The organism is Paenibacillus profundus (assembly GCF_021369635.1).
Lineage (GTDB): Bacteria > Bacillota > Bacilli > Paenibacillales > Paenibacillaceae > Paenibacillus_B > Paenibacillus_B profundus.
Genome location: NZ_JAJNBZ010000001.1, coordinates 428,557 through 440,826, shown reverse-complemented (window position 1 = coordinate 440,826; position 12,270 = coordinate 428,557). Strand labels below are relative to the sequence as shown.

The 12,270-nt window shown below is 49.5% G+C and carries 12 protein-coding genes; all 12 read right to left on the bottom strand.

The genetic code is table 11. The features are described 5' to 3' along the window. Positions 1 to 3: 3 nt before the first annotated feature. Genes LQV63_RS01920 through LQV63_RS01865 form a run of 12 tightly spaced genes read right to left on the bottom strand, consistent with a single transcriptional unit; the run spans position 4 to position 12,251 of the window. On the bottom strand, positions 4 to 465 hold the full coding sequence (locus tag LQV63_RS01920) for a chemotaxis protein CheW (protein WP_019425007.1): 462 nt from the start codon (positions 463 to 465) through the stop codon (positions 4 to 6). Positions 466 to 507: 42 nt separating this feature from the next. Next, complete coding sequence (locus tag LQV63_RS01915; RefSeq protein ID WP_233695450.1) at positions 508 to 2,604, bottom strand: chemotaxis protein CheA; 2,097 nt, start codon at positions 2,602 to 2,604, stop codon at positions 508 to 510. Positions 2,605 to 2,645: 41 nt separating this feature from the next. Continuing rightward, on the bottom strand, positions 2,646 to 3,983 hold the full coding sequence (locus LQV63_RS01910) for a protein-glutamate methylesterase/protein-glutamine glutaminase (RefSeq protein WP_233695449.1): 1,338 nt from the start codon (positions 3,981 to 3,983) through the stop codon (positions 2,646 to 2,648). Positions 3,984 to 4,018: 35 nt separating this feature from the next. Continuing rightward, positions 4,019 to 4,921: a MinD/ParA family protein gene (locus LQV63_RS01905; RefSeq protein WP_233695448.1), complete on the bottom strand. Its 903-nt coding sequence runs from the start codon at positions 4,919 to 4,921 to the stop codon at positions 4,019 to 4,021. A gap of 3 nt (positions 4,922 to 4,924) precedes the next feature. After that, on the bottom strand, positions 4,925 to 6,286 hold the full coding sequence (gene flhF, locus LQV63_RS01900) for a flagellar biosynthesis protein FlhF (RefSeq protein WP_019425003.1): 1,362 nt from the start codon (positions 6,284 to 6,286) through the stop codon (positions 4,925 to 4,927). Further along, the gene (gene flhA / locus LQV63_RS01895) at positions 6,283 to 8,316 is read right to left on the bottom strand and encodes a flagellar biosynthesis protein FlhA (RefSeq protein ID WP_233695447.1); all 2,034 of its coding nucleotides are present in this window, start codon (positions 8,314 to 8,316) and stop codon (positions 6,283 to 6,285) included. The genes flhF and flhA overlap by 4 nt, the downstream gene beginning before the upstream one ends. 25 nt (positions 8,317 to 8,341) lie before the next feature. Continuing rightward, positions 8,342 to 9,478 (bottom strand): flagellar biosynthesis protein FlhB, encoded by a 1,137-nt coding sequence (gene flhB, locus LQV63_RS01890; protein WP_019425001.1) that lies wholly within the window; start codon positions 9,476 to 9,478, stop codon positions 8,342 to 8,344. Further along, positions 9,478 to 10,266 carry a flagellar biosynthetic protein FliR gene (gene fliR / locus LQV63_RS01885; RefSeq protein ID WP_019425000.1) on the bottom strand — a complete coding sequence of 263 codons (789 nt, stop codon included), beginning with the start codon at positions 10,264 to 10,266 and terminating at the stop codon, positions 9,478 to 9,480. The genes flhB and fliR overlap by 1 nt, the downstream gene beginning before the upstream one ends. Before the next feature lie 11 nt (positions 10,267 to 10,277). Further along, entirely contained in the window at positions 10,278 to 10,547 is a 270-nt protein-coding gene (gene fliQ, locus LQV63_RS01880; RefSeq protein ID WP_019424999.1) for a flagellar biosynthesis protein FliQ, read from the bottom strand. A gap of 30 nt (positions 10,548 to 10,577) precedes the next feature. After that, positions 10,578 to 11,333, bottom strand: a complete 756-nt coding sequence (fliP, locus tag LQV63_RS01875; RefSeq protein ID WP_019424998.1) for a flagellar type III secretion system pore protein FliP — start codon at positions 11,331 to 11,333, stop codon at positions 10,578 to 10,580. 8 nt (positions 11,334 to 11,341) lie between these two features. After that, positions 11,342 to 11,884 (bottom strand): flagellar biosynthetic protein FliO, encoded by a 543-nt coding sequence (locus LQV63_RS01870; protein ID WP_019424997.1) that lies wholly within the window; start codon positions 11,882 to 11,884, stop codon positions 11,342 to 11,344. Positions 11,885 to 11,888: 4 nt separating this feature from the next. Further along, on the bottom strand, positions 11,889 to 12,251 hold the full coding sequence (locus tag LQV63_RS01865; RefSeq protein WP_019424996.1) for a response regulator: 363 nt from the start codon (positions 12,249 to 12,251) through the stop codon (positions 11,889 to 11,891). Between the last annotated feature and the right edge of the window lie 19 nt (positions 12,252 to 12,270).

Sequence of the window (12,270 nt, the reverse complement as noted above, 5' to 3'; positions counted from 1 at the left end):
GCTTTATGCCTCGAGTTGTTCTAACTTAATTATTTCGCTTTTGTTTAATACTTCGGCCAAGTTCAGCATAATCAACAAGCGATTATCTCCAAATTTGGCGACGCCGCGCAAATATTTCGCTTGAATGCCTCCGACGACTTCAGGAGCGGGCTCGATATCATCTGAAGTGATGTCTATGACGTCACTCGCACTATCAACGATGAAGCCGACTTCCATTTCATCATGCGCGACGATAATGACTCGCGTCTGATCCGTATGCTCTTCTTCAGCCATCCCGAATCTGCCGCGCAGTTCAATGACAGGCACGACTACGCCCCGGAGATTGATAACGCCTTTAATGAAATCAAACGTCTTCGGCACGCGGGTAATCGGCATCATGCGCTCGATCGTCTTCACCTTTTCTACTTCAATACCATACTCTTCCTGTCCTAACGTAAAGACAACGACTTTAATTTCCTCTGCCATGTCATATCCTCCTCAAGCTTGATATGCAACGAGTGGGCCTTCTTATTTAAGCAACGCGTTCGGATCGATGATTAATGCGACTTGTCCATCTCCCAGAATCGTCGCGCCCGAAATGCCCGGGGTGTTCTTTAAGTAGTTGCCAAGCGGCTTCAACACAATTTCGTTTTGACCGACGAAGTCATCGACGGCAAGCGCTGCAAGGCGCTCCCCTTTGCGAATGATAATAATCTCGATTTCATCTTCATCCATATCGGAATAGCTGGCACAATCGAACAGCGCACTAAGCGATAAGAGCGGAATGACGCTATCGCGGTAATCAATCATGCGAATGCCGCCATGAAGTCGGCGAATATCGTCTTTCTGTACCAATCCGGTCTCTACAATCGAGGTTAACGGAATCGCGTACTTCTCAGTGCCCAGCGTGAACAGCATCGCCGACAAGATAGAAAGCGTGAGCGGAAGCTGAACGATAAATGTCGTGCCTTGTCCCAACTTCGATTCGACAATGACATGTCCGCCGAGTGACGCAATTTTGGATTTCACCACGTCTAGACCCACTCCGCGTCCGGAGACGTCGGATACTTTGTCCGCCGTACTGAATCCAGAAGCGAACAAAAGCTGATACACTTGTTCATCGCTTAGAGAAGCCGCTTTGTCAGGACTGACAATACCGTTCTTCATTGCCTTGCTCAAAATTTTGTCACGGTCAATGCCGTGACCATCTTCCTCAATTTCGATGAAGACATGATTTCCGCTTTGGTACGCACGCAATTGCACCGTGCCTGTCTCTGATTTCCCCTTCGCAATGCGCTCCTCGATGGACTCGACACCATGGTCGACTGCATTCCGAAGCAAATGCACAAGCGGATCGCCAATCTCATCGATAACGGTCCGATCCATCTCGGTATCGGCACCCGTAATAATAAAATCGACTTTTTTATCGAGTGATTTCGCCAAGTCGCGAACCATACGCGGGAAGCGGCTGAATACAACATCTACCGGAACCATCCGCATCTTCAAGACGATATTTTGCAAGTCTGAACTGACACGCACTAAATGTTCGACGGTTTCTGTCAAATCGTGCTGTTTCAACTCGCCTGCCAATTGCTCCAAGCGTACGCGATCGATCAGCATCTCGCTTAATAAATTCATCAGTACATCCAATCGCTCGATGTCTACTCGAATCGTGCGATTCTGAACCGCTTTGTTCGGTGCAGGTGACGCCGAGCTTTTCTTGGCCGCAGCCTGCGTCGTGCTAGCTGGTGATGCCGTCGGAGCAGACTTCGGCTTGTCTTGCTCTACAGCAGGCTTCACTGCAGTCGCCGCCGTCTCTTTGGCTGAAGTATGGACTTCATCTGCACGCTGATTCCATTGACGCACATCTTCCAGCGTCATATCTTTGATTTCTACAGACTCAAGCTCGGACACTTGTCCAACTTCGTGCTTAAGCTGCTCCAGCTCGGTTTGACTGACGAAAAATATAGAGAAGCCGCTGTCGAACTTATCCTGCTCGATATCCTGAGCTGGCGGTGCGGATTTCACCACTTCCCCGTACTGACTCAGCACTTGAAATACCATGTACGCCCGCGCTGCTTTCAGCACGCAGTCTTCTCTCAGCTCGACTCGAATATGGTAGACGTGCATCCCTGCTTCAAGCGATTGTTCCAGAATGCTGCGCTGGAACTCGTCTAAGGACTCGCTTTGGGCTGACGTTTCTTGCTCGGAAGCAGACTCGTCAGCACTCTTTTCTTTCTTGTAATCACCCGATACGATGGATTGCAGCGAAGCGACAATCTCAGTCACATCCGCCTTTCCTTCGCCGCCGTTCGTAATATCTCCGACCATTGCTTCCAGCGCATCCAAGCTGCGGAAGAGCGTATCGAAGATGAAGTCATCCATCGATAGCTGATGATTGCGCACCATATCAAGCACATTTTCCATCTGATGGGTTAAGGATGCCAAGTCTTCAAAGCCCATGGTCGCCGACATACCCTTTAATGTGTGAGCGGAACGGAAGATGACTTGAACAATGCTGACATCGTCCGGCTGACTCTCTAACTCTAGCATGTGCTCGTTCAACGCTTGCAAATGGTCGTTCGCTTCGTCAATAAACATGGATAAATACTGGTTTAAATCCATGTTCGAACACCCCCTTTAACGATTTGCACTACTTTGCGTCTTCATTTCACCGCGTTCATGATAGCGCCTGCCATGTCTCTCAATGGAACGATATGCGACACACACCCGAGCTCAATGGCTGCACGCGGCATGCCGAATACGACACAGCTTTCTTCACTCTCCACGAAGGTGGAAGTTACGCCTTCATCGGCCAATTGGCGCATCATCCTAGCGCCGTCACTCCCCATCCCAGTCAAGAGCACGATATGGCGCTCAAGCTGATGGAACGGCAACAGCGATTCGAATAACATGTCAACGGAAGGACGATGTCCAGATCGCGGTTCTGATTTATTTAATGAAATGGCATAGTTGCCATCGGTTTTCTTGGTGGCAGTCATGTGCAAACCGCCAGGAGCGATATACGCCACGCCCGCTTGCAAGACTTCCCCATCTTGAGCTTCTCTTACCTCTAGCTCGCTGTATGTATTTAATCGCTCGGCTAGCGACTTCGTAAAGTTCGGCGGCATATGCTGAACGATGAGAACCGGAGCAGGCAATCCCTTCGGCAAATCAGTCAATAACTGCTTTAACGCGCGCGGTCCGCCGGTTGACGTTCCGATCGCAATGATATGTTCGAAGGAAGTGGTACGCCCTTTCATCCCTCTGACTCCTGGCTTCTCCACGTTGGATCGGGATAGCGGTTTCGCTTCCGGAACGGGATCCGCTACAGGCTTCATAGAGCGATGGTTCACATCCAGCTCTTGATCTGCCCCCTTACGATATCCGTGCAGGCGTTGAGGAACTGCCTTCTTCGCCAACCTGCTCGACGTTATTTCATCGCGGTTGTTAGCTGCTTGATGGCTCCTATCCGGCAGAGACAACGGCTTCTTCTCTCGTGGAATGGGTCGGGAAGGCTCCATAGCTTTGGAGGTGAGAGACGCTTCCCTCGCAAGTCTCTGCTGTCGAAGCTCCTCAAGCTGCCGTCTTCGCTCCTCGGAAGCGATAGCCGTATGCAGCTTCTCGATTAGCATTTCGCCTACTTTATGAATGTCCCCGGTACCTCCCGCTGGACTCGGCTTGCATACGAAATCATATGCGCCGTATTCCAGAGCGGATAGCGTCTCCGAACGACCTTCTTCGGTCAAGCTCGATAACATGATTACCGGTGTTGGTGCTTCAGCCATAATACGGCGCAGTGCCTCAAGTCCATTTTGGACGGGCATCTCCACATCAAGAGTTACCGCATCAGGCTTTAATTCCTTCACCTTATCTACCGCTTCCAATCCATGACGGGCTGTACCCGCAATCTCGAAAGAAGGATCCCGCACAATTAAATCCGAAATAATAGTTCGCATGAAGGCCGAGTCGTCCACGACGAGCACTTTCTTCTTCGTTGCCAATTCTCATCACGCTCCATTATGGTGTGGACATCTGTCTATGATGACCAGCGCCGCAGCCAATTTCGAATAAATTGCTTTACTCCGCCGTTCGGTTCCGCCGGGTCCGATCCATTGATATAGGACTTCGCAAGCTCGCGGATTTGCAGGGACGCCTTGCTCTGCGGATACAGCAAGCAGAATGGCGTTTGCTTCTTCACGGCTTGCATGACATGAGGATCGTCATACAGAACACCCAAAGTCGGTATCGATTGATGCAAGAACCTCCGGGCGACAGACGATAGACGTTCAGCGGTCTGACTGCCTTCCTTCCAATCGGCCGCCCGATTGACGACCAGCCTAAAGTCTGTCCCGTGACCCATGCCGTTCACGATTTTGATCAATGCGTAAGCATCCGCGATTGCCGTCGGCTCAGGGGTCGTTACGACAAACGTTTCATCCGCCGCCAGAATAAAGCGAATCGTTTCTTTGCTTAGACCGGCCCCCGTATCAAACAAGATGATGTCATAACGCTCGGACCAACTCTCCATCTCGGTGAGCAGCTTGTCGATTTGCTCGGAAGGCAGTTCCAGCAAATCTTGAAATCCTGAACCGCCTGGAATGTAATGCATGCCCAAGGGCCCGATCTGGATAATATCCTGCAGCGTCTTGCGCTGCTGCACAACGTGAACCAGATTCGACGATGCCGGGCTCCCCAGAAGGACATCAATGTTCGCCATACCGATATCAGCATCAAAGACGAGAGTGCGGTAACCCGCTTCCTGCAGCGATAGGGCAAAATTCAATGTAAAATTGGATTTCCCTACACCGCCCTTTCCGCTGGTTACCGTAACTACCCGTGCTCCACCTGACTTCGGATGCTCGTGCGGCGGCGCATCATTCGCGTCCGACCGCTTTGATTTCACTAATCTTCGTAATGCTTGCGCCTGGTCGTTCATCATAAGTTAATCTCCTACGATCCAACGCACGACCTCGTCCACATGAAACGATTTGATATCATCAGGCACGTTTTGACCTGTAGTGATATAACTGAACGGAATCGATGTTCGATCCGCCAAGTTAAGCATTGAACCGTAGGTGTCCGTCTCGTCGGCTTTCGTAAAAATGATTCGGTCGACACGCTGTCTTGAGAAACGTTCCAGAATGGACATCATGTCTTCCGTCTTCGACGTCAAGCTGAGCACTAAAAAGGTCTCGCTGTCAGGCAGCGGCTTGAGCATCGTGTTCAACTCGTTAACGAACATGTCGTTACGGAAATTGCGCCCCGCAGTGTCCATTAGGATGAGGTCACAGCCTTGGAGCGCTTGCAGTGCCCGCCCCGTATCGCTCGGCGAGGTGGCGACTTCGATCGGCACATTCAATATGGAAGCATACGTTCTAAGCTGTTCAACGGCCGCGATCCGATAAGTATCCGATGTGATAAGGCCAACCCGCCGCTGATGATGGAACATCTGATCTGCAGCAAGCTTTGCAATGGTCGTCGTCTTACCGACACCCGTAGGTCCGACCATGTATACGATTCGCGTCGCGGATGTTAAGCCGTTCACTTCATGAGACTGCAGCTGTTCTTTTACAATGTCGCGGACATAGGACCTTATCACCGATATTTCGGGCTGCTCAATCCGGTTGATTTGGCATTTCTCCCATGCTTCCTGCACGATTCGGTAAGCTAGCTCGTTCGCTACGCCCTGATCTAGCAAGCTCTGCTTCATTTCATGCATACTGTCTGGCCAATTGTCGTGATTGACACGCTGCATCACTTTACGCATCATGAGCTTCATTTCATTAAATTCGTTTTGCCAGCCGTCATCTGCAGGCAAGCTCGCAGAGGCGGCTTCCTGCAGACGAGCCTGCATTACCGCATCTTGGAATGCGTTCAGATCCCGCTGTCTCTCTTCTTCCTCCCTGGAATACGGTAATACGCCGACAGGACTTGGTGCAGCTGACGAATGTTCTGTGGGCGCGCGGTTCATGGTTTGTGCCGAATCGTGTCGAGGTCCGGCAGGCCGTACAGCGGTAAGAGCTTCTCTCTTACCGCTGTACGCCGAGCGCGCCATGGAGGACGATACGTATGACTTTGCGCCTGCTGTCTCCTGAAGCGAAGACGCGCTTGAACGCGTCCGTTCCGTTTTCTCCTGTTCGTCCACAGCGGCAACGACTTCGATGCAACGCTTGCGGAACATACCGAGAAATCCGCCCGCTCGTACTTCCTTCGTGCTGACAATGACCGCATCCTGCCCTAATTCATGGCGAATTTGGCTCATTGCCTCGGGCATGGTGTCAACGATGTATTTTTTTACTCTCATACATTCACCACTCCGACGCTTTGAATTTCAACATTCGGTTCGAGCTCATTGTAAGACAACACCGGGATATCCTGCATAGCTCGTTCCATTAACTGGCGCAAATACATGCGTATCGTAGGTGATGCAAGTACGACTGGGGAGTGCCCCGATTGCAGCAACCGCTGTACTTGCTCGCTGACCCGTTGATACACTTGCTGAGTCATGCTTGGATCCATGACGAGATACGATCCGTGCTCGTTCTGCTGCACGCTTTCGGCTATTTTCTTTTCAAGTGAAGGCCCTACCGTAATGACACGCAGCGTTTCACCCGGTACGGCATACTGCTGCGTAATCTGACGCGCCAGCGCCTGACGAACGTATTCCGTAAGCACATCCGGATCCTTCGTATACGTGCCGTAATCAGCCAGTGTTTCGAAGATGGTCACCAAATCGCGAATCGAAATTTTCTCCCGCAGCAGCTTCGCCAACACTTTCTGCACGTCACCGATAGTCAGAACGTTCGGGATAAGCTCCTCAACAAGTGCCGGATACTGCTCTTTGACCGTCTCGATAAGAGATTTGGTCTCCTGACGCCCAACTAACTCGTGCGCGTGCTTCTTAATAATCTCTGTCAGATGGGTAGCGACGACGGATGGTGGATCTACTACCGTATAGCCAGCAAGTTCCGCACGCTCCTTCATCGTCTCATCCACCCAGAGGGCTGGCAGGCCGAATGCAGGTTCCATCGTTTCGATACCTGATACCGAATCATCCTCATACCCTGGATTCATAGCTAAATAATGATTCAATAAGAGCTCTCCGTGAGCAACGGCATTTCCTTTGATCTTGATGACATATTCGTTCGGCTTCAATTGGATGTTATCTCGAATGCGAATGACCGGAACGACCAGCCCAAGCTCCAATGCGCATTGCCGGCGTATCATAATGATGCGGTCTAGCAGGTCTCCCCCTTGCTGGGCATCTGCCAGCGGAATGAGCCCGTAACCGAATTCGAACTCGATCGGATCCACCTGCAGCAAATTAATGACACTCTCCGGACTGCGCACTTCCTCGATTTGCTGTTCTTCCTCGAGCTGTTCCTCTTCCATTTGGCGAACGTCCATATTTTTCTGCATTCGATAACCGGCAACAGCGAGAATGACCGCAAATGGAATCGTCGGGCCTGGACCAATCGGCGTGAGCAAGCCGAGCATGCTTATCGTTCCAGCGACAATATACAACAGCTTCGGATAGGCAAGCATTTGCGTGCTTAATTCCTCCGCCAAGTTACCATTGGAAGCGGCCCGGGTTACGATGAGACCTGAAGCCGTCGAAATAAGCAATGCCGGAATCTGACTGACGAGCCCGTCCCCAATGGACAGAATCGAGTATGTAGAAGCCGCATCCCCGAAGCTCTTGCCATGCATGGCCATCCCAATGATAAATCCGCCGATTAAGTTAATCAGGAGGATGACAATACTGGCAATGGCGTCCCCTTTGACGAACTTACTGGCACCGTCCATTGCGCCATAAAAGTCCGCTTGTTTTTCAATTTTCTCGCGGCGTTCACGCGCCTGATGCTCATTGATCAAGCCTGCATTCAAATCGGCATCAATCGCCATCTGCTTACCTGGCATCGCGTCGAGCGTAAAGCGAGCTGCCACTTCAGCTACACGCTCCGCCCCTTTAGTAATGACGATGAACTGCACGACGACAAGAATCAGGAATACAACCAATCCGACAGCTATATTTCCTTGCGCCACCCATTGTCCAAACGTTGCTACTACATCGCCGGCTTCACCGTGCGCGAGTATGAGCTTCGTTGTGGAAATGTTGAGGGCGAGTCGGAATAATGTCGTAATCAACAGCAAAGCTGGAAAAATCGAGAACTGCAGTATCTCTCTCGTATTCATGGCAATAAGAAGAATCATTAATGCTATGGAGATGTTGATTACGAGCAAGATGTCTAACAACCAAGTCGGTATAGGCAAGACCATCATGAGCACGATACCGATGATACCGACTAAGACGACTAAATCTCTCGTTTTCACGGAGTGCACCCTCCATCCTGTTCGCTCAATTGACTTTGCCCTTCAATTTGTATACGTAAGCCAGCACTTCTGCCACGGCTTGGAACAAATCGGCTGGAACTGCATCGCCAATCTCTGTCCGTTGAAATAAGGCCCGGGCGAGCGGCTTGTTTTCCATGGTCAGTACGCCATGTTCCTTGGCGATTTGTTTGATTCGAAGCGCGACGTAATCCTGCCCCTTGGCTACCACTTGCGGAGCCTCCATATCATTGCCGTCATAGCGAAGTGCGACAGCAAAGTGTGTCGGGTTCGTAATGACGACATCGGCTTTTGGAACCTCTTGCATCATACGCATCAAGGCCATCCGACGCTGCCGCTCTCGAATCTTACCTTTGATGAGGGGGTCACCCTCTGACTTTTTGTACTCATCTTTAATGTCTTGCTTGGACATACGCAAACTCTTCGCGAATTCGAAACGCTGATACATGTAATCAAATACGGCCAGAATACAGAGAGCCGCGCCAATCTTAATCCCTAGCATAACGGTCAAATGTGCGGTATAGCCTAATATTTCACTTAACGGCACATGAGACATCATAATGATGCGCTCCCGTTCTCCCCATATCGACAAATACACAACAGTTCCGATGATCGTCATCTTTAAAATTGATTTTAAAAATTCTACAACCGAGCGAATAGAAAATATTTTTTTAAATCCCTTTATTGGATCAATCTTGGAAAACTGCATCTTGAGCGGTTCGCCCGTAAACAAAAATCCAACCTGCATATAATTCACAATGAGTGCAATGACAACAGAAACGATAAATACGGGCGCCAAGATGATTAACGCCTTTACAAAAAGGCTTCCGAAATAGTCCGTAACGTTGTAAATGGTCACATCCATGGAAAGCCGGTGCCGAAAGGAATCAGCGAACAAATCGATAATTCGTTCTTTATAAAACCCGCCAAGCATCAAGAAGGAGAAGAAGCTGACCAGCAAAATGAACGAGCTGGAAAGATCCGTGCTTTTGGCGACTTGACCTTTTTTTCGAGCTTCCTGCTTTTTCTTTGGCGTTGCTTTTTCCGTCTTCTCCTGCGAGAACATCTGCAGTGAAAGTTTGTGCCGCAGCGTACGAGTAGTAGCGCACGGCACAATCCATTCTTCTGAACCTGGTGTTGGCATCAGCTCGCCCCCTGCATCATGCGCAGCAGTTGCTCCATCGCCTCAAACATAGAAGCGAACAGTTGCTGCAATACATAAACGAGGCCAGGCACGACGAGAAACAGCATGACAAGACCTACGATGATTTTAATCGGAATCCCGACTACAAAAATGTTAAATTGCGGTGCAGTCCGCGCCAAAAATCCAAGCGCCACATCGGTAAGAAACAACGCGACGATAAGCGGCGCAGAAATTTGAAAGGCGATAATGAACGCTTGCGTAAACGACTGAACCAGAAATTCTGTAATATTTCCGTTGGCAATCTGCTGGAAGAACGAATTGTCATCCAGCGGCAACCACTCAAAACTTTTCATGATTCCGTCGATAAAGTAATGGTGGCCGTTCATTCCAAGAAACAATAGCACGACAAATATGTACTTGAAGTTACCCATGACAGGTGCGCTGGTCCCGGTTAATGGGTCAATGACATTCGCGATACCGAAGCCAATCTGAATGTCGACGAACGACCCCGCCGTTTGCACTGCCGTAAAAAACAATTGCGCCAAGAAACCGATGAGCAGGCCAATTAATACCTCACGCACGATAATAACGATATACGTGCCATCAGCCGGAACCGTTTTTCCAAGCCCGAACAACAAATATGCAATCACGCTGATAAAAAACGCGAGCCCGATCTTGAAGCGAAACGGCACGCCTCGCGAAGAAAAGACAGGAACGGCGACAAAGAATGCCGAGATTCGACACAACGTGAGCAAAAAAACAGGGAAAGCTTGTACGAGCGTTTCCATGACCTCACAGCCTAACCGATATAAAGATGCAAATTATTTAAGATGTTATGCGCAAAATCAACGACCGTAGTCAATATCCACGGTCCGAACACCAATATGGCTACCATGACCGCAATTATCTTAGGCACAAAAGCCAACGTCTGCTCTTGAATTTGGGTCGTTGCTTGAAATACACTGATGAGAAGACCTACAACCAAAGCAATGGCCAGCATTGGAGCACTCACTTTCAGTACAGTAAACACTGCCTGCCCTGCCAAGCCGATAATAAACTCAGCACTCATTCCATTCCCTCCCGTGCGTCAATTGAAGTCTCACGTGTTAAAGCTCGCGAGGAGTGATTTCACAACGAGATACCAACCATCCACGAGTACAAACAGCAATATTTTAAACGGCAGCGATATCATGACCGGCGGCAGCATCATCATCCCCATCGCCATCAACGTACTGGCGACGATCATATCAATCACTAGAAAAGGAATGAAAATCATAAAGCCCATTTGAAACGCCGTCTTCAATTCACTGATTGCATACGCGGGCACGAGCACAGTTAAAGGAATTTCCTCATAGGTTTTCGGTTTTTCAGTTTTGGTGTATTTCATAAATAAAAGCAAATCTTTCTCGCGCGTATGCGAGAACATGAACTTTTTTATAGGGACAACCGCTTTTTCCAACGCTTGGGTCTGATTCATCTCGCCTTTTAGATAAGGCTGTAAGGCGACTTCATTCACAGTTCCAATCGTTGGGGACATCACAAACAATGTAAGAAAGAGCGCTAGACCAATCAATACTTGATTGGGCGGCATCTGCTGCGTACCAAGAGAGGTCCGGACGAATCCGAGCACAACCACGATACGCGTGAACGATGTCATCAGGATAAGTATGGCCGGAGCCAAGCTCAGCACGGTAATCATGAGCAGGATAGACAATGATGCCGTCCCCGGCTGCCCGCCACCGCCGCCGACTTTAATGTCGATGTCCGGAATGACAGGAGATGCTACCGCCCAATGAGCCGCAAAGCTGGATAACAGCAGCGTGACAGTTACAGATAGTAGCAATTTTTTATTCATGAATCCATCTACCGATCTTCATTGGTATCATCTTTCAGCAATTGTTCTACTTGATCACTGCGCTTCGGCAATTGATCAAGCTTGGCATGAAACATTTCGTGAAACGATACGGAAGACGGTTCCGCATCCTCTTGCTTAGTGTTGTTGCTTGAGGCTTTACGCCCTGCTCGCATACGGTTCATCAGCTCTGACCAAGAGGTTGGCCATGCCGCTTGTCTGGATGACTGTGCGCCCTCGAGAAACGCGATAAGACGCTCCGCTTGTTCAGGGTCACTTACTTTATCGATAAGCGTAATATCTTCCCCGATCCCCAGCACATAGACGACATCGCCAACTTCTACGATTTGTAAAGACTTATTCGGTCCGAGCCCGGTGCCGCCCAAAGTACGGATACTTTGATTCATTTGCCATATACGGTTCTTACGACTTAACAGCTTAATCAAGAGCACGATAAGTACAATGATTACAGCAAGCGACAACAACACGGTCAATAAGCTGGATATGTAGTCCCCGACACCGGATGTTTGCATCATTTGACCGTTGTCTTCCATAAGATTATCCTAACGTCTTGTTAATGGCTTCAATTACACGATCAGCCTGGAACGGTTTGACGATAAAGTCCTTCGCACCCGCTTGAATCGCATCGATAACCATCGCCTGCTGGCCCATCGCGGAGCACATAATAACTTTCGCACTAGGATCTATTTTACGGATTTCTTTCAATGCCGTAATTCCGTCCATTTCCGGCATCGTAATGTCCATTGTAATGAGGTCTGGTTTATGTTCTTTGTACTTTTCGATCGCTTGTGCACCATCCGATGCTTCTCCTACGACATCGAAACCATTCTTTGTTAAAATGTCTCGAATCATCATTCGCATGAATGCTGCATCGTCTACGATCAAAATACGCTTTGCCATCGTTGAGAATCCTCCCTAA

Bases quoted from the DNA above. Each gene is read 5' to 3' on its own strand.
- LQV63_RS01920 (WP_019425007.1), bottom strand. From the start codon at position 465: ATGGCAGAGGAAATTAAAGTCGTTGTCTTTACGTTAGGACAGGAAGAG.
- LQV63_RS01915 (WP_233695450.1), bottom strand. From the start codon at position 2,604: ATGGATTTAAACCAGTATTTATCCATGTTTATTGACGAAGCGAACGAC.
- LQV63_RS01905 (WP_233695448.1), bottom strand. From the start codon at position 4,921: ATGATGAACGACCAGGCGCAAGCATTACGAAGATTAGTGAAATCAAAG.
- flhF (WP_019425003.1), bottom strand. From the start codon at position 6,286: ATGAGAGTAAAAAAATACATCGTTGACACCATGCCCGAGGCAATGAGC.
- flhB (WP_019425001.1), bottom strand. From the start codon at position 9,478: ATGCCAACACCAGGTTCAGAAGAATGGATTGTGCCGTGCGCTACTACT.
- fliR (WP_019425000.1), bottom strand. From the start codon at position 10,266: ATGGAAACGCTCGTACAAGCTTTCCCTGTTTTTTTGCTCACGTTGTGT.
- fliQ (WP_019424999.1), bottom strand. From the start codon at position 10,547: ATGAGTGCTGAGTTTATTATCGGCTTGGCAGGGCAGGCAGTGTTTACT.
- fliP (WP_019424998.1), bottom strand. From the start codon at position 11,333: ATGAATAAAAAATTGCTACTATCTGTAACTGTCACGCTGCTGTTATCC.
- LQV63_RS01870 (WP_019424997.1), bottom strand. From the start codon at position 11,884: ATGGAAGACAACGGTCAAATGATGCAAACATCCGGTGTCGGGGACTAC.
- LQV63_RS01865 (WP_019424996.1), bottom strand. From the start codon at position 12,251: ATGGCAAAGCGTATTTTGATCGTAGACGATGCAGCATTCATGCGAATG.